This is a genomic window from Pseudomonas sp. NFACC25 (assembly GCF_900100935.1).
In the GTDB taxonomy this organism is placed as follows: domain Bacteria; phylum Pseudomonadota; class Gammaproteobacteria; order Pseudomonadales; family Pseudomonadaceae; genus Aquipseudomonas; species Aquipseudomonas marginalis.
Genome location: NZ_FMUC01000014.1, coordinates 116,174 through 135,902 on the forward strand (window position 1 = coordinate 116,174; position 19,729 = coordinate 135,902).

The following is a 19,729-nucleotide window of genomic DNA, read 5'->3' on the forward strand; positions in this document are numbered from 1 at the left end:
GGCAAGCCCCCGATGGGGCCCGCCCAGGCAACACACGCCTTAAACCATACCACCGAGCTTCAGCTCACTCTTCAGATACGCATAGTAAATCGGCCCCGCCACCACCCCCGGCAAACCAAACGCCGCTTCAAACACCAGCATCGCCAGGAGCAACTCCCACGACTTGGCACTGATCTGCCCGCCGACGATGCGCGCGTTGAGGAAGTACTCGACCTTGTGGATCACGATCAGATACCCCAGCGCCGCCACCGCCACCCAGATCGACAACGACAGCGCGACGATGGTGATCAGGGTGTTGGACATCAGGTTGCCAATCACCGGCAACAGGCCGAGCAGGAAGGTCAGCACGATCAGGGTCTTGGTCAGCGGCAGGTGGATGCCGCACAGCGGAAGCACCACGGCGAGGAACACGGCGGTGAAGGCGGTGTTGAGCGCGGCGATCTTGATCTGCGCGAAGACGATATTGCGAAAGGCCTGGACCAGCAGGTGCAGGCGGTCGAACAGCGCCGCGGCCAGGGGTTTGCGCTTGGTCAGGTCGGGCACCCGCTGCAGGGCGATGATCGCGCCGAGCACCATGCCGATCAGCAGGGTGACGAACATGTGGGCGGCGTCTTTGCCGACCAGTTGCAGTTCGCTCAGGTGCTTGCTCAGCCAGTCGCCGATGGCTACACGGAACTCGGCCGCGCTGGCGGGCAGGTAGGCATCGAGGAACGGCGGCAGTTGGCCGCGCGCGCGGTCGACTACGCCCATGAATTTATCCAGGGAAGCCCCGGGGTTTTCCGCTTCATGAAGCAGGAAGCTGATGGCGCCGGCGAAGATCAGGGCCAGCACGCTGACGATCAGGGTGCCGAGTAAGGCCACCGCCAGCCAGCGCGCGCGGCGCCCTTCGATCAGCCGTTGCAGTTGGGGGGTGAGCATGTTGACCAGTTCATAGACCAACAGGCCGGCCAGCAGGCTGGGCAGCAATTTCAGCGGCAATACCAGCAGCAACCCGCCGAAAATGATGATGTAGCTGGCCAGCAATAACACGTGACGCTGAGAAAACGTTGGCATACAGCCTCAAAACGAACGGCGTTAAAGGATGTGTAGGAGCGAGCTTGCTCGCGAAGGTCGCCAACGATAACGCGTTTATTCTGAATAAACGCGGGGTAATTGCGTTCTTCGCGAGCAAGCTCGCTCCTACAGAGGGGCTGTGTGCGAGTGTCGCAGCCTTCTGGGGCCTGGGGCTATCAATTCTTCAGGCAGGTGCTCATGAACGTCTTGCGGGCATCGCCGGTCAGCGCCTTGGTTTTCGCCGACGCATTGCAATCCTTCATCTTCTGCTGTTGCGGGGTGAGCGTCTTCGCATCATTGGCCGCCGGCGCCGACAGGCAGGTTTTCATGAAAGCCTTGCGCTCGTCGCCCTTGAGCGTCTTGGTAGTGGCTTCGGCATTGCAGGTGGTCATCTTGTTTTGCTGGGCAGTGGCGGCAAAGCCCTGGGAACACAGCAGCAGGCCCATCATCAACAGCGGAATACGCAGCATCTTCATGGAGTTTTCTCCCTGTTACCGTGCCGGGAGGCACGGCCTACCCAGCAGTGTAGCCAAACCTTGTTACATCTTCATCGGCTGCGAATATTCGTCCGCCGGTACTGCTCCGGGGTGCAGCCGGCCTGGCGCTGGAACATCGCGATAAACGCCGAGGCGCTGCTGTAGCCGAGGTCAAACGCCACATTTTGCACACTGCGCTCGCTGTCGAGGGCTTCGATGGCGGCGAGGTAGCGCAGGCGCTGGCGCCATTCGCCGAAGCTCATGCCCAGCTCGCGCACAAATTGTCGCGCCAGGGTGCGCTCGCTCACATGCACCTGGTCGGCCCAGTGCGCCAGGGGGCGATTGTCAGCGGGGTCGGCCTGCATGCCTTCCAACACGCCGAGCAGCCCGGGGTGGCGGGCGTAGGGCAAAAAACCCTCGTGGATCGGCGCCTGCCTGAGCTGATCGACCAGCACCTGGGCCAGGCGAATATCGGCGTCGGTGTGCGGGATATTGACGTCACGCTGGGCGAAGTCGCTGAGGATGGCCTTGAGGATGTCGCTGATCGCCAGGGTGCAGGGCTGCTGGGGTAATTGCTCGCAAAGCTGCGGTGAAAGGCCCACCGAACGGTAGACAATCGCCTGGGCATTGTAGGAACTGTGTTCGGTATTGGGTGGGATCCACACCGCGTACTGCGGTGGCGACATAAAGCGGTTGCCGGCCACTTCCATGCGCATTACGCCACTGGCGGAGTAGTCCAGCGAGCCCCAGACATGCTGGTGCGGGGTGCACTCCGTGTCGGGGGCAAAGTCGGAGTAACGGAAGTACACGGGGCTTGGCAGGCTGCCAAAATCCGCAAGGCGTACGGTGTGTCGGGCCATATTGTCTGGATACAGAGGTCGTTTGTCTGGATCGCAGTATAGGCTTCGATCCAGACAAGGGATAATCCTGGCTCATCAACACATCTGGTTTCTTTCGATGCAATACGCGTATCCCCTGCTGGCCATCTTTATCTGGGCCGGCAATACCGTGGTCAATAAACTGGCCGTGGGTTCGATCTTCCCGGCTGAAATCGGCTTTTATCGCTGGTTGCTGGCGGCCCTGCTCTTTACGCCGTTCATGCTCAAGCCGGTCATCGCCCACTGGCCGCTGATCCGCCCGAACCTGGGCAAGATCGGCATCCTTGGCGTGCTGGGCATGGCGGTGTACCAGAGCCTGGCGTACTACGCTGCCTCGCTGACCAGCGCCACCAATATGGGCATCATCCTGTCGTTGATGCCGTTGATGGCCTTGACGGCGGCCATCATCAGCCTGGGCCAGCGCCTGACCTTGGGCGCACTGACGGGGGCGGTGCTGTCATTCGCAGGGGTAGTGGTGGTGGTGTCGGCCGGCAGCCTCGGCGCGTTGCTGCAGCACGGCGTGAACCTGGGCGATGCGATGATGCTGGTCGCGACCCTGGCGTACGCGGTCTACAGCACCCTGTTGAAAAAATGGCAACTGCGCCTGCCGCCGCTGGTGCTCCTGTATCTGCAGGTGCTGGTGGCGGTGGTGGTGCTGTTTCCGCTGTTTCTGTTCTCGGCAAAAGCCGGCCTGGGCTGGACGAATATTCCGCTGGTGCTCTATGCATGCTTGCTGGCTTCGATGCTGGCGCCACTGGCGTGGATGCACTCGGTGAAGACCCTGGGCCCCAGCCGCACCACGTTGTTTTTCAACCTGCTGCCGTTGATTACCGCATTGATTGCGGCCGTGGTGCTCAGGGAAGAATTGGCGTTGTATCACCTGGTGGGCGGTTTGCTGACCTTGGGCGGGGTGATTTTGTCGGAGCGCTGGACCACGCCGGTGCGCCGCCAGGCTTAAACCCCGGCCGCCTTCAGGCGCTGGGCATGCTCGACGAACAACCGAATCGGCTCGGCGCCCTTGCCGACCAGGCCCATGGATTGGTTGACGATATCGAAGTGGTCCAGGGCGTAGTCATCGCCGATCACCCGCCCCAGGTGCGAGCTGCAGCGCCCGACCATGCCGTCGCACTGGCCCTTCTCGCGCACGAAGCTGCGGGCGAACAATCGGCAGCTGCGATTCGTCCCGTCCAGCAGGTTGCGTCCGCGATCGGTCTTGCCCGGTTGCAAGGTGCCGGACCATGAGTAGTAGCGCACGCCATTGTCCACCTCCGCCCCGTGCCCGCCCCAGGTATGCGGCAACCCTTGGGGATACTTGCGGTTGAACAGCGCCACGCCTGCGCTGGTCAGGGAATGGTGGGACGCCTGCAAGTCCGCCTTGAAACGCGGGCCGCGATAGCCGGTTTCCAGCAGGCTCATCACCGTTGCAACCAGATGAAACAGCGCGCTCATCAGCCGGCCCTTCACGCTGTCGGCCGGATAATGGGCGTGGATATGGTCCGCCAGTTCCGAACCGTGGTTGGGCCCGGCCACCGACGTCACCGACGCCACCCACTCCGGGCGCTTGGCCGCCGCATAACGGGCGGTCAGCGCGCCCTGGCTATGGCCGATCAGGTTGACCTTGTCGGCGCCGGTCTCAAGGCGAATCCGCTCGATCTGCGCCAGCAACTGCTCGCCACGCACCTCGCTGGAGTCCAGCGGCGCCACCTGGATGGGAAACACCTGCGCCCCACCCGCCCGCAGTGCCGGGACAATGCCATACCAGTAGGGGAAGAACCCCAGGCGCACAAACCCGAGCATGCCGGGCACCAGCACCAAGGGATAACGCGTGGCTAACGACTGCGACATGAAGCGAACGTCCTTGATCAAGAGAGGATGATGGCAGGCTAGCCCAATTCCGGCGACGCGCTGATGACACGCCTGGCAAATCCAATAAAACTTTTTGCTGCGCCCGTGACTCACAACTGGGAGCGATCACGCCGACAGAGCGTGGCGTAAAACCGGATTAGCCCCAGGAGATTGAGATGACTGAAGCAAACTTGACTGACGTTGCGACCCTGCGCAGCCGCGCCCGCCAGAACGTCGAAAACGGTGCCGTGACCGAGGGCTATGACGCCGACCGCGAAGAGATCATCCGCCTGCTCAACGGCTCCCTGGCCACTGAACTGGTGTGTGTGCTGCGCTACAAGCGCCACTACTTCATGGCCAGCGGCGTTAAAGCTGCCGTCGCCGCGCAGGAATTCCTCGAACACGCCACCCAGGAAGCCGAGCACGCCGACAAACTCGCCGAACGCATCGTGCAGCTGGGCGGCGAGCCGGAGTTCAACCCGGACCTGCTGTCGAAGAACTCCCATGCCCAATACGTGGCCGGTAACAGCTTGAAGGAAATGGTCTACGAAGACCTGGTGGCCGAGCGGATCGCGGTGGACAGCTACCGCGAAATCATCCAGTACATCGGTGATAAGGATCCGACCACGCGCCGTCTGTTTGAAGAGATCCTGGCTCAGGAAGAAGAGCATGCGGACGATATGGCCGACATCCTCGAAAGTCTCTAAGCAGCGCAATTCAAAACATGTGGGAGGGGGCTTGCCCCCGATGCGTCGTTTCAGCCACTGCATCTGGTGACTGACACTCCGTCATCGGGGGCAAGCCCCCTCCCACATTGGGGTTTGTGTTCTATATGCTAGCCCTTCACCGTCTTCGGCGCCTTGCCTTCCTTCATCTGCTGCAACAACGGTGCACACTGGTTCGGCGCATCGGCGCTCGGTGCCACCAGCGCCAACAGACCCGCTGCCGGGCCGGCGATCACGCCCAGTGCCACCATGCCCGCGCCCCGCAGGGCCAGGGGGATGGCCTTTACACCCGCATTGGGCTTGATGAACGGGCCATTGACGTACAACGGCGAACGCAGGGAAAACAGGCGGAAGCCCTTGGACTCGGGGGTGATGGTCAGGTCGAGCTGTTCGGTGGCCATGTTGGCGGTGCCATCGATATAGATGATCGCGTTCTCGGTATCGAACACAAACAAGCGCGTGGTTGCCAGGCCGGTCTTGATCCCGAAGTCCGCCGCCGCGCAGTTGATCTTCACTTCCTTGTCGCCGAACAGGCGACCCACCACGTAGTTGCCCACGTTGAGCCCGGCAATTTCCATCAGGCCACGGCTGATGGCGCCGTCGTTGATCAGCATCTTCAGGTCACCGTTGGAGGTGCCCAGCAGCGCCGCGACGGAGTTGCCACGCCCGGAAATATCGGCATCGCCGTTGAGTTCACCAAAGCTGGTTTTCATCGGTTCGAAGGTCGGGAACAACTGCTTGAGCTTGAAGTTGCGCGCAGTCAGTTTGGCGCTGCCTTCCATCGGCGTGGTGCGGCCGTTCAAGCGGATCTGCGCATCCAGCTTGCCGCCGGCCACGCCGAATCGCAGAGGTTCCAGGCTCAGTTCGCCGTCGTTGAGCACCAGGTGAGTATACAGGTCGGTGAAGGGCAACTCGGCACTGTGCACGATGCGTTTGCCGGTGAATTCCACATCGGCATCCATGTCGCGCCAGCGCTCGGTGCGGAACTCTTCCACCGGCAGCACTTTGGTCGCCGGCTGTTTGCTCTCACCGCCACGCGCTTTTTGCTTGGCGTTGGAGTCGGCACCGATCAGGGGGGCGAGGTCGCTCATCAGCAATTGGTTGGACACCAACGCACCGCTGAGCTTGGGACGTGGCTGGCTGGCGACATAGGCGAGGTTGCCGTGAATATCGCTGTTGCCGATCTTGCCGTTGAAGTTTTCGTAGCTGAATGACGCGCCGCTGGCCTCGTGCAACTTGGCGATCAAGTGGCCGTCAGTCGAGTAGGCCGGCGAATCCGGCAAGGTGACGCCGGTCAGCGGGTAGAGGTTACCCAGGCTGCTGCCGGACAGTTTCAGGCGCAGGTCCAGGGCGCCGAGGTTCAACGGGTCGGTCAAGGTGCCGGCCAACGCGATGCTGGTATCGGCAATCCTGACCTGGGCTTGCAGCGGAAACGGCCTGGCCGCGTCCTGCAGGGCCAGCAGGCCACCGATCTTGCCGCTGCCGTCGAGTTTCTGGCCGTGGTATTGGCCCCTGACCTTGAGGGCGAACGCATAGTCCTGGGGCGCGGAGCCTTTTTCCAGGGCCTTCCTGGCATCGGCGTCGCCGACGATTTCGCCGAACGGAATCGGCTTGCCCAGGGGGTCGATGATCACGTCCAACTGAGTCTTGAGGGTCTGGTCGTCGAGGGTCACGTGGCCTTTGTCGAAGCCAATGGCGCCGATGTCCACCACCCAGTTGGAAGGTTCGGCGTCGGGGTCCTTGGGGTCGAACGTGAACGTCCAGTTGGCGCGGCCATCGGCCAGGCGCTGCAACTCGGCACTCGGTTCGGTGAGGTCGATACGCGGGATCACCACGCGCTGCACCAGCAACGCCAGCGGCGAAATGCGCAGCTCGACCTTTTTCAGCGTGACCATCTGCGGTTTTTTCGACCAGTCGGGGTTGCCCAGGGTCAGGTCCTCGGCAATCACATGGGGCCACGGCACCCAGGCGCGCCAGCCGCCTTCATCGGGCTCACGCGCCCACACCACCGCCAGGTTACCGTTGATGGCAAACGGGCGATGCAGTTCTTCGGAGACTTTGGCATTGAGGGGCGGTTTGATGCGGTTCCAGTCAAAGAACACCAGGACCAGTACCACCACAGCGATTAACACAACGAAGCTGGCGCAGCTCCACATGACGATTTTACGAGTGCGCGTCATTGCACAGGACTCCTGAATACGACCGGCTGAACCAACACCTGTAGGACAGCTTATAAAACTACGACTGGCAAACCGCTCGTGGGTTTAACCCAATCTCCGATTTACCCTTGAAAACCTGCTTTCCTGACCGTTTCGACAGATTCGATCCTCCACGGCGCACCATTGTTACCCGGATTCGTGTCGAAAATACCCACCTCGGTGCAAAACCGCGTGCTTGAGAGGCCCGATCTAGAGCCTCCCTGAAGAACAATCAATTCTGTTGATTATTACCATTGTGTTTATGAACTTTTATATCGACTTATCGAGAGTAGCATTAGCCCCGTACCCACTTTATCGCCCTCCCAAGGAGCAACCCATCATGAAACGCCAAGTACTTGCTACCGTCCTGTTATCCATCCTGGCTTCCAGCGCCTTTGCCCTGCCAGCCGCCGAACAGGTTACCCCACAAGCCAAGGCCGACGCCGTTCACTTCAACCAGCCCCTGGCCCGCAGCGGTTCGCAAGAAGACGAGAACCGTGACTACGCCAAAGGTGCTGTCGCTGAAAACGGTTCGGAACACGCCAACAAGCGTGCCTACACTGAAGGTGTTGCCGAAGGTGGCCGTGATCGCCTGGAACAGAAAGGCCTGGTTGAAGGTGGTGCGGAACAAGCCAACGAACGTGCCTACACCGAAGGTGTTGCCGAAGGTGGTGCTGATCGCCTGCAAGAACTGCATCAAGCTCAGAGCTGACCCTGTGGTGGCCCAGAAAAAAGCCCGATCTACCGACCGGGCTTTTGACTTTTTGTAGCGCCTGTCACGCAACACTCCCCACCTATTCCCCGCCAAGTTCGACGTCAATGAAGCTGTTTTGCTAGAGTGCGTCGCTGTACTTGCCGACAAAGCCCGCCCGCCCATGCTGCCCCGTGCCGAACAGAAGCAACAGACCCGCCTCGCCCTGATGGACGCTGCCCGCCATCTGATGGAGTGTGGCCGTGGGTTTGGCAGCCTGAGCCTGCGTGAAGTGGCCAAGGCCGCAGGCATTGTCCCCACCGGCTTCTATCGCCACTTTGCCGATATGGACCAGCTTGGACTTGTATTGGTGAGTGAGGTGGGCCAGACCTTTCGCGCCACCATTCGCCTGGTGCGCCACAACGAATTCGTGATGGGCGGCATTATCGATGCCTCAGTGCGGATTTTTCTCGATGTGGTCTCGGCCAACCGCTCGCAATTCCTGTTCCTGGCCCGCGAGCAATACGGCGGTTGCCTGGCGGTGCGCCAAGCCATCGGTGCCCTGCGTGAAGACATCACCCGCGACCTGGCGGCCGACCTGACCCTGATGCCCAAGTTGCAGCACCTGGACGCCGATGGCCTGCATGTAATGGCCGACCTGATCGTCAAGAGCGTGTTCGCCACCCTTCCCGACATCATTGATCCACCGGCCCAGGCCTTGCCTGCCCACCTCACGCCCCAGGCGAAAATCACCCAGCAACTGCGCTTTATCTTTATCGGCCTCAAGCATTGGCAAGGCCTGGGCAGTACGGAGTAAGCCGGCTATCCCGCCGAGTGAAAGCGCTTGGCGGTACTGTAGTTCTTGTTCCAGTAGCGATTGCTCAGTGAGTCGATTCGCACCGTCTTGCCGGCGCGCGGCGAATGAATGAATTTGCCCTCGCCTATATAAAGGCCGACATGGCTGACCTGACTGCGCCCGTTACCTTTGAAGAACACCGCATCCCCAGGTTTGAGCGCGTTACGCTTGATCGTCATGGCGTTGGAACGGTGCATCGCCGCCGTGGTGCGGGGTATACGGATATTGGCTTCGGTCCTGAACAGGTAGACCAGCAAGCTGCTGCAGTCGAAGCCCTGCTCCACGGTGTTCCCGCCCCATTTATACGAGGTGCCCAGCAATTGATGGGCGCGGTCGATCACATTGTCGATGGCTGGGCGCTTTTGCAGCGACTGCAGGGGCGTCGCGATCTCGAGAGGGGCTGCCCCGCGCGGCTGGATATTGGCCGAGGACGAGGGAGTGACCAGGTAAAGACTGAAAATGAATAAACACACAATTGATTTGAACATACTGGAACTCGCCGTGGATGTTTAGCACGGCGCAAATCCTAACGGTCTGGCGCGTAAGCAGATGAACGCCGAATCCTTACATCCAGTAGGACAAATCCGAAAATCCCATATACGAAAAAAACGGAAGGAACTTGATGTGATAAACACCACTCGCCAACAAAAAGAGCACCATTTAAGTGCTGAATAGCCGGCAGCGCACCAACAGTAAGCACTCGCAGCACTCAACCCCGCCCTATTCAGTGGCATCTCCTCGCGCACCGACAGAGAATTCCTACATCAATACCTGATTGGCAAGGCCCTTGCTCTAGCACTTCCATCGCTCATAGCTGGAAGCTTCCTGATGCTGGTGATCCACCGCCGAATCGCCCCCCAAGCCCTCTGGGCCGCTGAGCTGCTGCTGAATTTCGAAGCACGCAGCAAGAGCCGCCTGCGCTGTTTCAGTGCCGACGGTGAAGACGTCGGCCTGTTTCTGGAGCGCGGCCAGCCGCCGCTGCACGATGGCGAATTCCTGCAAGCCGAAGACGGACGTGTCGTACGCGTGTGCGCCCGCCCTGAACACCTGCTACACGTCACCTGCAGCAACGCGTTTGAACTGACCCGCACCGCCTACCACCTCGGCAACCGCCATGTGGCCTTGCAAGTGGGAGACGGCTGGTTGCGCCTGCTCGATGACTACGTGCTCAAGGCCATGCTTGAGCAACTGGGCGCCCACACCGAAACCATCGAGGCGCCGTTCCAACCGGAACACGGCGCCTATGGCGGCGGTCACCACCACTCCCGGCATGGCGATGAAGATTTCAACTACCCGCCCAAGCTGCATCAGTTCGGCGTACGTCTATGAACCCAGCCTGGGCGCTGTTGCGTCTGGCCAGTCCGCAATTGCCGATTGGCGGCTACAGCTATTCCCAGGGCCTGGAAATGGCCGTGGAGAACGGCCGCGTCAACGATGCCGCCAGCGCTCGGCGCTGGATCAGCGACCAATTGCTGCTCAACCTCGCGCGCTTCGAAGCTCCGCTGTTGCTCGCCCATTGCCGCGCCGCTGCAGAGCAGGACTGGCCAGCGTTGGCGCAGCTGTGCGAAGCGCATCAAGCCAGCCGCGAAACCCGGGAGCTGTATCAGGAAAGCCGACAGATGGGTTATTCCCTGCAGCAGTTGCTCAATGGCCTGCCGGAACTGGACAGCGACGCCCGCCGCTTCCTGGAGCAACGCCGCGAACCGCACTTGGCCCTCGGCTGGGCACTGGCCGCGCGCGCCTGGGCGATCAGCGCCGACGACGCCCTCGCCGCCTGGCTCTGGAGCTGGCTGGAAAACCAATTGGCCGTGCTGATGAAAACCCTGCCCCTGGGCCAGCAAGCCGCGCAACGCCTGACCAGCGAGCTGCTGCCCCAGCTGCAACAGGCCCGGCAGGACGCCGCCCGCATCGCCCCCCAGCATTTCGGCAGCGCCGCCTTCGGCCTGTCCCTGGCGAGCATGGCCCACGAGCGCCAGTACAGCCGCCTGTTCCGTTCCTAAGGTTTTTTTGGAGAATCAGACATGAACACACAACCCCTGCGTGTCGGTATCGGTGGCCCGGTCGGCTCCGGCAAGACCGCCCTGACCCTGGCCCTGTGCCTCGCGCTGCGCGATCGCTACAACCTGGCGGTGGTCACCAACGACATCTACACCCGCGAAGACGCCGACTTCCTGGTGCGCAACCAGGCCCTGGCGCCGGAGCGCATCATCGGCGTGGAAACCGGCGGCTGCCCGCACACGGCGATTCGCGAGGACGCCTCGATCAATCTGGAAGCGGTGGACCAACTCAATCGCCGCTTTCCCGGCCTGGACCTGATCCTGGTGGAGTCCGGCGGCGATAACCTGTCGGCCACCTTCAGCCCGGAGCTGTCGGACCTGACCATCTATGTGATCGATGTGTCCGCCGGCGACAAGCTGCCGCGCAAAGGCGGGCCTGGTATTTGCAAATCCGACCTGCTGGTGATCAACAAGATCGACCTGGCGCCGCTGGTGGGCGCGTCGCTGGAGCTGATGAACAGCGACACCCAGCGCATGCGCAACGGCAAACCCTTTGTGTTCAGCAACCAGAAAACCGGGGTAGGCCTGGAAGAAATCGTCGCCTTTATCGAACGCCAAGGCCTGCTGACCGCCGCCTGATCAACCCATAAGGAACCTGTTTATGAACCTCAATAAACTCCTCGCAGCCGCCGCCCTGCTGCTCGCGCCCGCCCTGGCCTTCGCTCACCCTGGCCACGGCGACAACGGCCTGGTAGCCGGTATCAGCCACCCGCTGGGCGGCCTCGACCACCTGCTGGCCATGCTTGCGGTCGGCCTGTGGGCCGCGCAACAAAAGGGTGCCGCGCGCTGGGCCCTGCCGTGCACCTTTGTCGGCACCATGCTGATGGGCGGCGTGCTGGGCTTTGAAGGGCTGCAATTGCCCGCGCTGGAAAGCGGGATCGCCGCCTCGGTGCTGGCCCTGGGCCTGGCGGTGGCACTGGCGGTGCGTCCGCCGTTGTTCATGGCCATGGGTGCGACGGCGTTGTTTGCGTTGTTCCATGGTGTGGCCCATGGCTTGGAGCTGCCGGACATGTCGAGCCCTTGGGCGTATGCCGCCGGTTTTGTCGGCGCGACCGCTGCACTGCACGCGGCCGGGTATGCGCTGGTGCGCTGGCTGCCGGCCGCAGCCGCACCGTTGGTACGGATTGCCGGAGCGGCTTCCGCGGCGACTGGGGTGTGGTTGCTGGCAGGCTAAGATTTGCAGCGCTTATAAGGCCCTTATCGGGGCAAGTTCCCTCACATTCGACCGAGTTCCACCTGTGGAACGCAGTCAAAAGTGGGAGGGGGCTTGCCCCCGATAGCGGTGGCGCAGACACCACAGTTCCCAAGCCTGCTACCATGCGCGCCTACACCCCTGCCGTGACGACGCCAGCCGATGCCCATCGCTCCAAGCTCCGCCCCCCAGCCTTCGTTGAATGCCGTGCTCACGCACTTCCACACCCTGATCGTGCCGCTCTGGCAGGGCCCGGGCTGGAATGCCGAATTGGCGCTGCCCTATGAGGCGCTGGACGCCGATCACCGCCCACTGCCGCCGCAGCGCTACCGCGCCATGGCCTGCGCGCGACAGTTGTACCTGTTCGCCAGCCTGATCGGCGCGCCAGGGGCGGCTTTCGCTGAAGAGCGCGCGGCGGTGCTGTTCCGCTCCCTGCAACGGCATTTCCACGATGCCGAACACGGCGGCTGGTTCTACAGCGTCGACCCCGCCGGCCAGCCGCTGGACAAGCGCAAAGACCTCTACACCCACGCCTTCATCATCTTTGCCTGCGCCCATTACTGGGCCAAGGTGCGTGAACCGCTGGTGGAATCGGTGCTGAACGCCGCCCTCGAAGTCGTCGCCCAGCGCTTCGCCACCGAGGACGGCCTGTACGAGGCGGTGCTGGAACGCAACTGGTCGTCCCTCCAGTCCGGCCCGCTGCAAAACCCGTTGATGCACCTGGCCGAAGGTTTCCTAGCCACCCTCGCGGTGCGCGAGGATGCCCCTGTGCAAGCGGCCCTGCTGGCCTTGGCGACGGCCATGCAGCAGCGTTTCATCAACCGCCGGCACGGCGTGATGATGGAAAAGCCGCTGGGCGCTGTGGATAACTGGTTTGAGCCGGGGCACCAGTTCGAGTGGTTCTTTTTGCTCGAATCGTCGCCCGTGCTGCGCGGCACGCCGCTGCATGCGTCACTGACGCGGGCGTTTGCCTACGCTGAGCAAAAGGGTGTGGACAGCGCGACCGGAGCGGTCAGCGGCATGTTGGCACTCGACGGCAGCGTGCGCGACGGCACCCAGCGTATCTGGGCCCAGGCCGAGTACCTGCGGGCACTGACCTTGCGCCCTGGCAGTGAGGCGGTGCTGCAGCGCCAACTGCTGGCGCTGCAACAGCATTTCCTGCATGAGAAAGGCTGGCATGAATGCCTGGATGCCAACGGCGCGGTGAGCCGACGAGATATGCCTTCAACCACCCCTTATCATTTGGCAACCTGCTACCAGGGGCTGATCCAGCCTCTCGGGTGACCTGCAGGGCCTCGGTCTAACGACCCATCACGCAATCCACTTGCGATCCCCGGTAAAGCTGATCGTCAGCCAGCGCGCCGCATCCGGTGCGCCCAGCCCTGTGGATATCTCTTCACGCAGCCCATCCAGGGTCGCGACGTTATCCACCGGGTAATCCGCCGGCAGCACCACATGGATTTCGATAAACCGCGCCCGACCGTGCTTTTGCACGTAGGACACGTAGTCATCGAACCCATGCCTGGCCTGCGCCGCGTCCATCACCTCGCGCACTTTGTCATCCAGGTGATCCGGCGCGATCCCCAGCACCTCGCGCAACGCCGGGCGCAGGATCTTGAACGCCGGTGCCAGCATGCTCAGGGCCAGCAGGATCAGGATCAATGGGTCGACATACACCGCCCACTCGCCATAGCCCTGGGACTTGAGCAACAGCGCGGCGAGAAAGCTGACCAGCAGGCCCACCGAGAGCATCGCGTCCACCAGCCAACTGATGTTGTCGAACTGGATCAGCGAGGATTTCAGCCTGCGGTTGCGATAGCGCACATAGAAGAAGTAGGCGAACTCGACCACGGTAAACACCGCCGCGTAGATGATCACCAGGCCCAACTCGATCTCGCGCCCGCCATTGATAATGCCGAACACACCGTTCAGGAATGCATAGATGGCGATCAGCAGCAGGAAGCTGCCTTCGATCAGCAGCACCATGGGCTCCAGATGCCAATAGCCGAACTGGAAGCGCTCGTTGCTTTTCTTGGCGATCAGCTTGGCCGTGATCAGCATCAACACCTTGATGGCGGTGGCGATCAGCGAGAAAAAGCCGTCGAACAGAATGGATTGGGCGCCAGATATCACACCCGTGACAATCCCGGCGATCGCTACCGCGAACATCAGGATCGTCGATTGCTTGAGCAGTGACTGCTCACCTCGGTTACTCACATTTCCTCCCGTCAAAACCTTTAAACCGCAGGGTGCGGTGGGGTTTTCAGGGGTGGAGTGTACCTTATGGCCTGTTTTGGCCGATTTGACGCCATCGGGGCGGTGCGACGATTCGCCAAGCCCCCGATGGCAGCAACGCGGTCTAGAGCCTTACTTGGCCCCCCGCTCAATCGCAAACCCCGCCCAGGTCTGGCTCACCGGCATCAGTTCCAGGCGGTTGATGTTGACGTGCGCCGGCGTGTTCAGCACCCAGAAGATGGTGTCGGCAATGTCCTGCGGCTGGATCGGCTCGGCACCGGCGTAGGTCGCGTCGTAGCGCGCCTGGTCACCGCCGAAGCGCACCAGGGAGAACTCGCTTTCGCACAGGCCCGGCTCGATGTTGGTCACACGCACGCCGGTGCCCTGCAGGTCACACCGCAGGTTCAGGGAGAACTGCTTCACGAACGCCTTGGAACCGCCATACACATGGCTGCCCGGGTACGGGTAGCTGCCGGCGATGGAGCCCAGGTTGATGATCCCGGCGCCACGGCCATGGGCGATCAAACGCGGCAGCAGCAGGCTGGTGGTGGTCAGCAGGCCTTTGATGTTGGTGTCGACCATGGTTTCCCAGTCGTCGAGGTTGCACTTGGGCGCCGGGTCGGTGCCCACGGCCAGGCCGGCGTTGTTGATCAGCCCGCGCAGGGTGGCGAACGATGGCGGCAGGTTGGCGATCGCGTCTTCCATGCCTGTGCGATCCCGTACGTCCACCACCAGGCCGTGCACTTCGGTCTGCTTGGAAAGCTCCTCGACCAGCGCATTCAAACGCTCGGCACGACGACCGGTAAGCACCAGTTTCCAGCCGGCCTCGGCAAACCGGCGGGCGCAGGCTTCGCCGAAACCTGAGGTGGCGCCAGTAATAAACAGCGTGTTGGACATGGTGTTCTCCTTGCGGGCATCGGGAAAAAAATCAGCCAGCAGAATGCCCTTACGCCGCGGTTGCGGCAACCGCCATGCACAGAACTTCATGCACGACTGGTCATTTTTTAATCATTCAGAGCAAAGCCTTATGAACCGTGGCTTGCAGCCATATGCGCGCAGGTTATCCACAGCTGCGCCCACAGTCTCTGGGGGCAAGTGCAAAACGCTTCAGGCCGCTGTGTACAAGGCTTCCAGGCGATTTTAGAAAGTTTTTTGCTTGACCTGGACGAAGGCGTATGTAGGCCCAGGGGCGGCGGGACAAATCGAGCGATGGCTCCAGGCCAGTCATTCCGGCCTCTGCGGCCGTCTTTCCAGAGTTTAGTCACAGACTTATCCACAGGCTGGCGGGACATATTTCAGTCATATACCTGTGTCTTTAAACAGGTTGACAAACCCCTCGATCGGCCGCGAAAAAGCCACTGATCAAAAAACAACCACACAGCTGAAAGCCACGGTTTTAAAGGGGTTCAGCCAGCTACTCCCACGTTACCCACAGCCGGTTCCACAGTGGATGGGGACAAGTCAAAAGTGTGACAAAACAGGGATTTGCGGCGGCTATATGTCGCGCTTTGGAGGGGGGCTGGATTTGTTTTCCACAATTTGGGATCGGTCTTGCAGGCGACACAAAACAAATGTGGGAGGGGGCTTGCCCCCTCCCACAGGGGTACTGCGTCGTTATTTGGATCAGTGGCCACCGAGGTAAGCGTTGCGCACTTCCTCGTTCACCAAAAGCTCCTTGCCGGTGCCGGTAAGGCGAATCTCACCGTTGACCATCACATACGCCCGGTCCGACAAACGCAGTGCATGGTTGGCGTTCTGCTCCACCAGGAAGATGGTCATCCCGGTGGAGGCCAGCTCGCGCAGGGTGGAAAAGATCTGCTTCACCACAATCGGCGCCAGGCCCAGGCTCGGTTCGTCCAGCAGCAACAACTTGGGTCGGCTCATCAGCGCGCGGGCGATGGCGAGCATTTGCTGCTCGCCACCGGACATGGTCATGGCGCGCTGGTTACGTCGTTCCTTGAGCCGTGGGAACAGCTCGAACATGCGTTGCATATCGTCCTGGGCGAACTTGTCGCCAATGGGGATGGTGCCCATCAGCAGGTTTTCCTCGACGGTCATGTCGGGGAACACCCGCCGCCCTTCCGGCGACTGTGCAATGCCGTTGGAGGCAATGTAGTGGGACGACTTGTGGGTAATGTCGACGCCGTTGTAGAGGATCTGCCCCGACTCGGCCCGTGGCTGGCCGAAGATCGACATCAGCAGCGTGGATTTACCCGCGCCGTTGGAGCCGATCAGGCTCACGGTTTCGCCTTCGTTGATGTGCAGCGAGACTTTTTTCAGGGCCTGGATAGGGCCGTAGAACACGTCCAGGTCCTTCATTTCGAGGATAGGTGCACTCATACCAGCTCCTCTTCGTCAGCGCCCAGGTAGGCGGCAATCACTTTCGGGTCGTTGCGGATCGCTTCCGGCCCGCCTTCGGCAATCACGTTGCCGTGGTCCAGCACCACAATGTGGTCGGAAATACTCATCACCATGCCCATGTCGTGTTCGATCAGCACCACCGTCAGGTCGTGTTCGTCGCGCAACAGGCGAATCATCGCGCTGAGGGCTTCGGTTTCCTGGGGGTTGAGGCCCGCTGCCGGTTCGTCCAGGCAGATGATCTGCGGCCGGGTGCACATGGCGCGGGCGATTTCCAGGCGGCGCTGCTGGCCGTAGGAAAGCTCACCGGCCAGGCGGTTGGCGCAGTCCACCAGGTCCACCACTTCGAGCCAGTAGAACGCGTGGTCGAGGGCATCGCTTTCGGCCTTGCGGTAGCCCTTGGTGTTGAGGATGCCCGCCAGCATGTTGCGGTTGACCCACATGTGCTGGGCCACCAGCAGGTTTTCCAGCACCGACATTTCCTTGAACAGGCGAATGTTCTGGAAGGTCCGGGCCAGACCGGCGCGGTTGACCAGGTGGGTGCCGCCGAACATCTTGTAGTACACCCGGCTGAAGAAGCTTTTCGGCGATACGAAGTCGACGGCCTTGAAGCGCTCGCCGAGCAGCTGGATCACATTGGTCTGCTTGCCACGGATGTTCAGTTCGATCTTGCCGCCGCTGGCTTTGTAGAAGCCGGTGAGGCAGTTGAACACGGTGGTCTTGCCCGCGCCGTTGGGGCCGATCAGGGCGAAGATCGAGTTGCGTTCGACCTTGAGGCTCACATCGCTCAGGGCCTTGATGCCACCGAAGTGCATCATCAGGTGTTCCACGGAGAGGACGACTTCCTTGCTCATGGCGCTACCCCCTTGCGCGGTGTCACACCGGTGCGGCTGATCCGGATCAGGCCGCGCGGTCGCCAGATCATCATCACCACCATCAGCACGCCAAACAGCAGCACGCGGTATTCGCTGAAGCTGCGCAGCAGTTCAGGCGCGACGGTCAACACGAACGCCGCGATCACCACGCCGACCGTCGAGCCCATGCCGCCCAGTACCACGATGGCCAGGATCAGCGCCGACTCGAAGAAGGTGAACGACGACGGGTTGACGAAGCCTTGGTAGCTGGCGAAGAACACCCCGGCCAAACCGGCAGTGGACGCGCCGATGGTGAAGGCCGAGAGCTTGACCAGCACGTGGTTCAGGCCCATGGAGCGGCAGGCGATCTCATCTTCGCGCAAGGCTTCCCAGGCGCGGCCGACCGGCATGCGGGTCAGGCGGTGCTTGATGTACAGCACGGCCAGCACCACCAGGAACAGCACGATGTAGATGAACATGAACTTGATGTTGGGGTTGTAATCGATGCCGAAGAACTCGTGGAACGGAACCCCGCCCTCCTTGGCCTTGCGCCCGAACTCCAGGCCCAGGAAGGTCGGCGAAGGCACCGGCATACCGTTGGGGCCGCCGGTGAATGACAGCCAGTTGTTGAGCACCAGGCGAATGATTTCACCGAAGCCCAGGGTCACGATGGCCAGGTAGTCACCGTGCATTCGCAGCACCGGGAAGCCGAGTATGCACCCCGCTAAAGCCGCTGCGATGGCTGCCAGCGGCAACACGCTCCAGAAGCCCAGGCCGAGGTATTGATAACCCAGCGCCAGGCCGTAGGCACCGATGGCGTAGAACGCCACGTAACCCAGGTCGAGCAGCCCGGCCAGGCCGACCACGATGTTCAGGCCCAGGCCCAGCAATACGTAGATCAGCCCGAGGATCACCACGGTCAGCAGGTACTTGTTGGCGAAGATCGGGAACACGATGGCGATCACGATCAGCGCCGGGATGATCCAGCGCAGCCGCGACTTGTAGTCCGGTGGCAGTACATGCACGCCGGAGCCGCTGCTCTCGAAGCCCTGCAGAATCTTCAGGCCCTTGGGGGTTTGCAGGAACAGGCTGAGGGCAAAGCGCCCGGCCATCACGATGGCAACCAGGGTAGCCACACGGACCGGTTCCAGGTTGAAGCTGTAGCCGTCGAGGACCACGCCGACGATCGGACCGAACACGATCAACGAAATCAGCCCGGCAAGGACCGTATCGACCACACTTTTCTTGATATCGATGGGTTTGGCAGCAGACATGTTTACACCTTAGCCACGAGTGGGCGACCAAGCAGGCCCTGGGGACGGAAAATCAGAATCACCACCAGCAGGGAGAAACTGAACACGTCTTTGTAGTCGGAGTTGATCAACCCCGAGAACAACGACTCGGAAATACCCAGGATGATCCCGCCCAGCATCGCCCCAGGCAGGGAACCGATGCCGCCGAGTACCGCTGCGGTAAACGCCTTGATGCCGATGATGAAGCCGGCATAGAAGTCGAACGTGCCGTAGTTGAGGGTGATCAGCACGCCGGCCAGGGCCGCCATGGCGGCACCGATGACAAACACGTAGGAGATCACGCGGTCGGTGTTGATCCCCAGGATCGAGGCCATCTTGCGGTCTTGCTGGGTGGCGCGGCACATGCGGCCGAGCTTGGTGTACTTGATGATGTAGGTGAGCAACGCCATGCCGGCAAACGCCGCCACTAGGATGAAGACCTTGGTGTACGTGAGTTGGACGAACCCGCTGCCGATGTCGACGCGCCAGGCGCCGGCCAGCAGGGTTGGAATGCCTTGTTGTTTCGCGCCCTGGGCGATCTGCGCGTAGTTCTGCAGGATCAGGGAGATGCCGATGGCGCTGATCAGCGGAGCCAGGCGGGTGGAGTTGCGCAGCGGTTTGTAGGCGACCCGTTCGATGACCCAACCGTATACGCCGGTGACGACCACGGTGAAGATCAGGGTGCCGAGAATGAGCAGCGGGAAGGATTCGATGCCGAAGTAAGCCAGCAGTGCCAGACTGATCGCCGCGAGGTAAGCGGAAATCATATAAACCTCGCCGTGGGCGAAGTTGATCATGCCAATGATGCCATAGACCATTGTGTAGCCGATGGCGATCAGGCCATAGACCGACCCGAGGGTCAGGCCGTTGACCAGTTGCTGCAGGAAAATACCATCCATAACGCAATCTCACGCGGTGAGCACCTGCACACCAATCGGTGTGCGGCGCTTCTGGAGGAAAAGACAGATCTCAATAACAACGCTGTCCCAATGTGGGAGGGGGCTTGCCCCCGATGCGGT

At 61.5% G+C, this 19,729-nt stretch carries 21 protein-coding genes; 9 read left to right on the top strand and 12 right to left on the bottom strand.

Features of this window, described 5'->3' with window-relative positions; all coding sequences use genetic code 11:
• Positions 1-39: 39 nt before the first annotated feature.
• From BLQ09_RS25385 to BLQ09_RS25395, 3 genes are all read right to left on the bottom strand, one after another.
• Entirely contained in the window at positions 40-1,053 is a 1,014-nt protein-coding gene (locus BLQ09_RS25385) for an AI-2E family transporter (RefSeq protein WP_027607720.1), read from the bottom strand.
• Between the two features lie 176 nt (positions 1,054-1,229).
• Positions 1,230-1,529 carry a PsiF family protein gene (locus BLQ09_RS25390; RefSeq protein WP_027607719.1) on the bottom strand — a complete coding sequence of 100 codons (300 nt, stop codon included), beginning with the start codon at positions 1,527-1,529 and terminating at the stop codon, positions 1,230-1,232.
• Between the two features lie 71 nt (positions 1,530-1,600).
• On the bottom strand, positions 1,601-2,389 hold the full coding sequence (locus tag BLQ09_RS25395; protein ID WP_027607718.1) for an AraC family transcriptional regulator: 789 nt from the start codon (positions 2,387-2,389) through the stop codon (positions 1,601-1,603).
• A gap of 97 nt (positions 2,390-2,486) precedes the next feature.
• Here BLQ09_RS25395 and BLQ09_RS25400 point away from each other — a divergent pair, with 97 nt between their 5' ends.
• Positions 2,487-3,365: a DMT family transporter gene (locus BLQ09_RS25400; protein ID WP_027607717.1), complete on the top strand. Its 879-nt coding sequence runs from the start codon at positions 2,487-2,489 to the stop codon at positions 3,363-3,365.
• Here BLQ09_RS25400 and BLQ09_RS25405 read toward each other — a convergent pair.
• Complete coding sequence (locus BLQ09_RS25405) at positions 3,362-4,252, bottom strand: esterase/lipase family protein (protein ID WP_027607716.1); 891 nt, start codon at positions 4,250-4,252, stop codon at positions 3,362-3,364. The two genes, BLQ09_RS25400 and BLQ09_RS25405, sit on opposite strands and share 4 nt — an antisense overlap.
• Before the next feature lie 176 nt (positions 4,253-4,428).
• On the opposite strand from BLQ09_RS25405, the gene BLQ09_RS25410 reads away from it, so the two are divergent.
• Positions 4,429-4,959 carry a ferritin-like domain-containing protein gene (locus BLQ09_RS25410; protein WP_027607715.1) on the top strand — a complete coding sequence of 177 codons (531 nt, stop codon included), beginning with the start codon at positions 4,429-4,431 and terminating at the stop codon, positions 4,957-4,959.
• Between the two features lie 128 nt (positions 4,960-5,087).
• On the opposite strand, the gene BLQ09_RS25415 is transcribed toward BLQ09_RS25410, so the two are convergent.
• Positions 5,088-7,157, bottom strand: a complete 2,070-nt coding sequence (locus BLQ09_RS25415; protein ID WP_027607714.1) for an AsmA family protein — start codon at positions 7,155-7,157, stop codon at positions 5,088-5,090.
• A gap of 358 nt (positions 7,158-7,515) precedes the next feature.
• On the opposite strand from BLQ09_RS25415, the gene BLQ09_RS25420 reads away from it, so the two are divergent.
• The gene (locus BLQ09_RS25420; protein ID WP_027607713.1) at positions 7,516-7,887 is read left to right on the top strand and encodes a hypothetical protein; all 372 of its coding nucleotides are present in this window, start codon (positions 7,516-7,518) and stop codon (positions 7,885-7,887) included.
• Between the two features lie 163 nt (positions 7,888-8,050).
• Positions 8,051-8,683: a TetR family transcriptional regulator gene (locus BLQ09_RS25425; RefSeq protein WP_027607712.1), complete on the top strand. Its 633-nt coding sequence runs from the start codon at positions 8,051-8,053 to the stop codon at positions 8,681-8,683.
• 5 nt (positions 8,684-8,688) lie between these two features.
• Here BLQ09_RS25425 and BLQ09_RS25430 read toward each other — a convergent pair whose 3' ends face one another.
• Positions 8,689-9,210, bottom strand: coding sequence for a C40 family peptidase (locus tag BLQ09_RS25430; protein WP_027607711.1), 522 nt, complete (start codon positions 9,208-9,210; stop codon positions 8,689-8,691).
• Between the two features lie 340 nt (positions 9,211-9,550).
• Here BLQ09_RS25430 and ureE point away from each other — a divergent pair, with 340 nt between their 5' ends.
• The 5 genes from ureE (at position 9,551) to BLQ09_RS25455 (ending at position 13,255) form a co-directional block, all read left to right on the top strand.
• Positions 9,551-10,051 (top strand): urease accessory protein UreE, encoded by a 501-nt coding sequence (gene ureE, locus BLQ09_RS25435; RefSeq protein ID WP_027607710.1) that lies wholly within the window; start codon positions 9,551-9,553, stop codon positions 10,049-10,051.
• Positions 10,048-10,722, top strand: a complete 675-nt coding sequence (locus BLQ09_RS25440) for an urease accessory protein UreF (protein ID WP_092358950.1) — start codon at positions 10,048-10,050, stop codon at positions 10,720-10,722. Before ureE ends, BLQ09_RS25440 begins: the two co-directional genes overlap by 4 nt.
• A gap of 21 nt (positions 10,723-10,743) precedes the next feature.
• Entirely contained in the window at positions 10,744-11,358 is a 615-nt protein-coding gene (ureG, locus tag BLQ09_RS25445) for an urease accessory protein UreG (protein WP_012721947.1), read from the top strand.
• A 22-nt stretch (positions 11,359-11,380) separates the two neighbouring features.
• Positions 11,381-11,953 (top strand): HupE/UreJ family protein, encoded by a 573-nt coding sequence (locus tag BLQ09_RS25450; RefSeq protein WP_092358952.1) that lies wholly within the window; start codon positions 11,381-11,383, stop codon positions 11,951-11,953.
• Between the two features lie 180 nt (positions 11,954-12,133).
• Positions 12,134-13,255 carry an AGE family epimerase/isomerase gene (locus BLQ09_RS25455; protein WP_027607707.1) on the top strand — a complete coding sequence of 374 codons (1,122 nt, stop codon included), beginning with the start codon at positions 12,134-12,136 and terminating at the stop codon, positions 13,253-13,255.
• 27 nt (positions 13,256-13,282) lie between these two features.
• Here BLQ09_RS25455 and BLQ09_RS25460 read toward each other — a convergent pair whose 3' ends face one another.
• From BLQ09_RS25460 to BLQ09_RS25490, 6 genes are all read right to left on the bottom strand, one after another.
• Complete coding sequence (locus BLQ09_RS25460; RefSeq protein WP_092358954.1) at positions 13,283-14,188, bottom strand: cation diffusion facilitator family transporter; 906 nt, start codon at positions 14,186-14,188, stop codon at positions 13,283-13,285.
• A gap of 150 nt (positions 14,189-14,338) precedes the next feature.
• Positions 14,339-15,103: an SDR family oxidoreductase gene (locus BLQ09_RS25465; protein WP_092358968.1), complete on the bottom strand. Its 765-nt coding sequence runs from the start codon at positions 15,101-15,103 to the stop codon at positions 14,339-14,341.
• A 726-nt stretch (positions 15,104-15,829) separates the two neighbouring features.
• Positions 15,830-16,546, bottom strand: a complete 717-nt coding sequence (locus tag BLQ09_RS25475) for an ABC transporter ATP-binding protein (RefSeq protein ID WP_027607704.1) — start codon at positions 16,544-16,546, stop codon at positions 15,830-15,832.
• Positions 16,543-17,418: an ABC transporter ATP-binding protein gene (locus BLQ09_RS25480; protein ID WP_053134493.1), complete on the bottom strand. Its 876-nt coding sequence runs from the start codon at positions 17,416-17,418 to the stop codon at positions 16,543-16,545. Before BLQ09_RS25480 ends, BLQ09_RS25475 begins: the two co-directional genes overlap by 4 nt.
• Positions 17,415-18,692: a high-affinity branched-chain amino acid ABC transporter permease LivM gene (gene livM / locus BLQ09_RS25485; RefSeq protein ID WP_092358956.1), complete on the bottom strand. Its 1,278-nt coding sequence runs from the start codon at positions 18,690-18,692 to the stop codon at positions 17,415-17,417. Before livM ends, BLQ09_RS25480 begins: the two co-directional genes overlap by 4 nt.
• 2 nt (positions 18,693-18,694) lie before the next feature.
• Positions 18,695-19,609 carry an ABC transporter permease subunit gene (locus tag BLQ09_RS25490; protein WP_003236186.1) on the bottom strand — a complete coding sequence of 305 codons (915 nt, stop codon included), beginning with the start codon at positions 19,607-19,609 and terminating at the stop codon, positions 18,695-18,697.
• Positions 19,610-19,729 lie beyond the last annotated feature (120 nt).

Excerpts from the sequence above, each read along its gene's own strand:
- BLQ09_RS25385 (WP_027607720.1), bottom strand. The coding sequence starts at position 1,053 with ATGCCAACGTTTTCTCAGCGTCACGTGTTATTGCTGGCCAGCTACATC.
- BLQ09_RS25390 (WP_027607719.1), bottom strand. The coding sequence starts at position 1,529 with ATGAAGATGCTGCGTATTCCGCTGTTGATGATGGGCCTGCTGCTGTGT.
- BLQ09_RS25395 (WP_027607718.1), bottom strand. The coding sequence starts at position 2,389 with ATGGCCCGACACACCGTACGCCTTGCGGATTTTGGCAGCCTGCCAAGC.
- BLQ09_RS25400 (WP_027607717.1), top strand. The coding sequence starts at position 2,487 with ATGCAATACGCGTATCCCCTGCTGGCCATCTTTATCTGGGCCGGCAAT.
- BLQ09_RS25405 (WP_027607716.1), bottom strand. The coding sequence starts at position 4,252 with ATGTCGCAGTCGTTAGCCACGCGTTATCCCTTGGTGCTGGTGCCCGGC.
- BLQ09_RS25410 (WP_027607715.1), top strand. The coding sequence starts at position 4,429 with ATGACTGAAGCAAACTTGACTGACGTTGCGACCCTGCGCAGCCGCGCC.
- BLQ09_RS25415 (WP_027607714.1), bottom strand. The coding sequence starts at position 7,157 with ATGACGCGCACTCGTAAAATCGTCATGTGGAGCTGCGCCAGCTTCGTT.
- BLQ09_RS25420 (WP_027607713.1), top strand. The coding sequence starts at position 7,516 with ATGAAACGCCAAGTACTTGCTACCGTCCTGTTATCCATCCTGGCTTCC.
- BLQ09_RS25425 (WP_027607712.1), top strand. The coding sequence starts at position 8,051 with ATGCTGCCCCGTGCCGAACAGAAGCAACAGACCCGCCTCGCCCTGATG.
- BLQ09_RS25430 (WP_027607711.1), bottom strand. The coding sequence starts at position 9,210 with ATGTTCAAATCAATTGTGTGTTTATTCATTTTCAGTCTTTACCTGGTC.
- ureE (WP_027607710.1), top strand. The coding sequence starts at position 9,551 with ATGCTGGTGATCCACCGCCGAATCGCCCCCCAAGCCCTCTGGGCCGCT.
- BLQ09_RS25440 (WP_092358950.1), top strand. The coding sequence starts at position 10,048 with ATGAACCCAGCCTGGGCGCTGTTGCGTCTGGCCAGTCCGCAATTGCCG.
- ureG (WP_012721947.1), top strand. The coding sequence starts at position 10,744 with ATGAACACACAACCCCTGCGTGTCGGTATCGGTGGCCCGGTCGGCTCC.
- BLQ09_RS25450 (WP_092358952.1), top strand. The coding sequence starts at position 11,381 with ATGAACCTCAATAAACTCCTCGCAGCCGCCGCCCTGCTGCTCGCGCCC.
- BLQ09_RS25455 (WP_027607707.1), top strand. The coding sequence starts at position 12,134 with ATGCCCATCGCTCCAAGCTCCGCCCCCCAGCCTTCGTTGAATGCCGTG.
- BLQ09_RS25465 (WP_092358968.1), bottom strand. The coding sequence starts at position 15,103 with ATGTCCAACACGCTGTTTATTACTGGCGCCACCTCAGGTTTCGGCGAA.
- BLQ09_RS25475 (WP_027607704.1), bottom strand. The coding sequence starts at position 16,546 with ATGAGTGCACCTATCCTCGAAATGAAGGACCTGGACGTGTTCTACGGC.
- BLQ09_RS25480 (WP_053134493.1), bottom strand. The coding sequence starts at position 17,418 with ATGAGCAAGGAAGTCGTCCTCTCCGTGGAACACCTGATGATGCACTTC.
- livM (WP_092358956.1), bottom strand. The coding sequence starts at position 18,692 with ATGTCTGCTGCCAAACCCATCGATATCAAGAAAAGTGTGGTCGATACG.
- BLQ09_RS25490 (WP_003236186.1), bottom strand. The coding sequence starts at position 19,609 with ATGGATGGTATTTTCCTGCAGCAACTGGTCAACGGCCTGACCCTCGGG.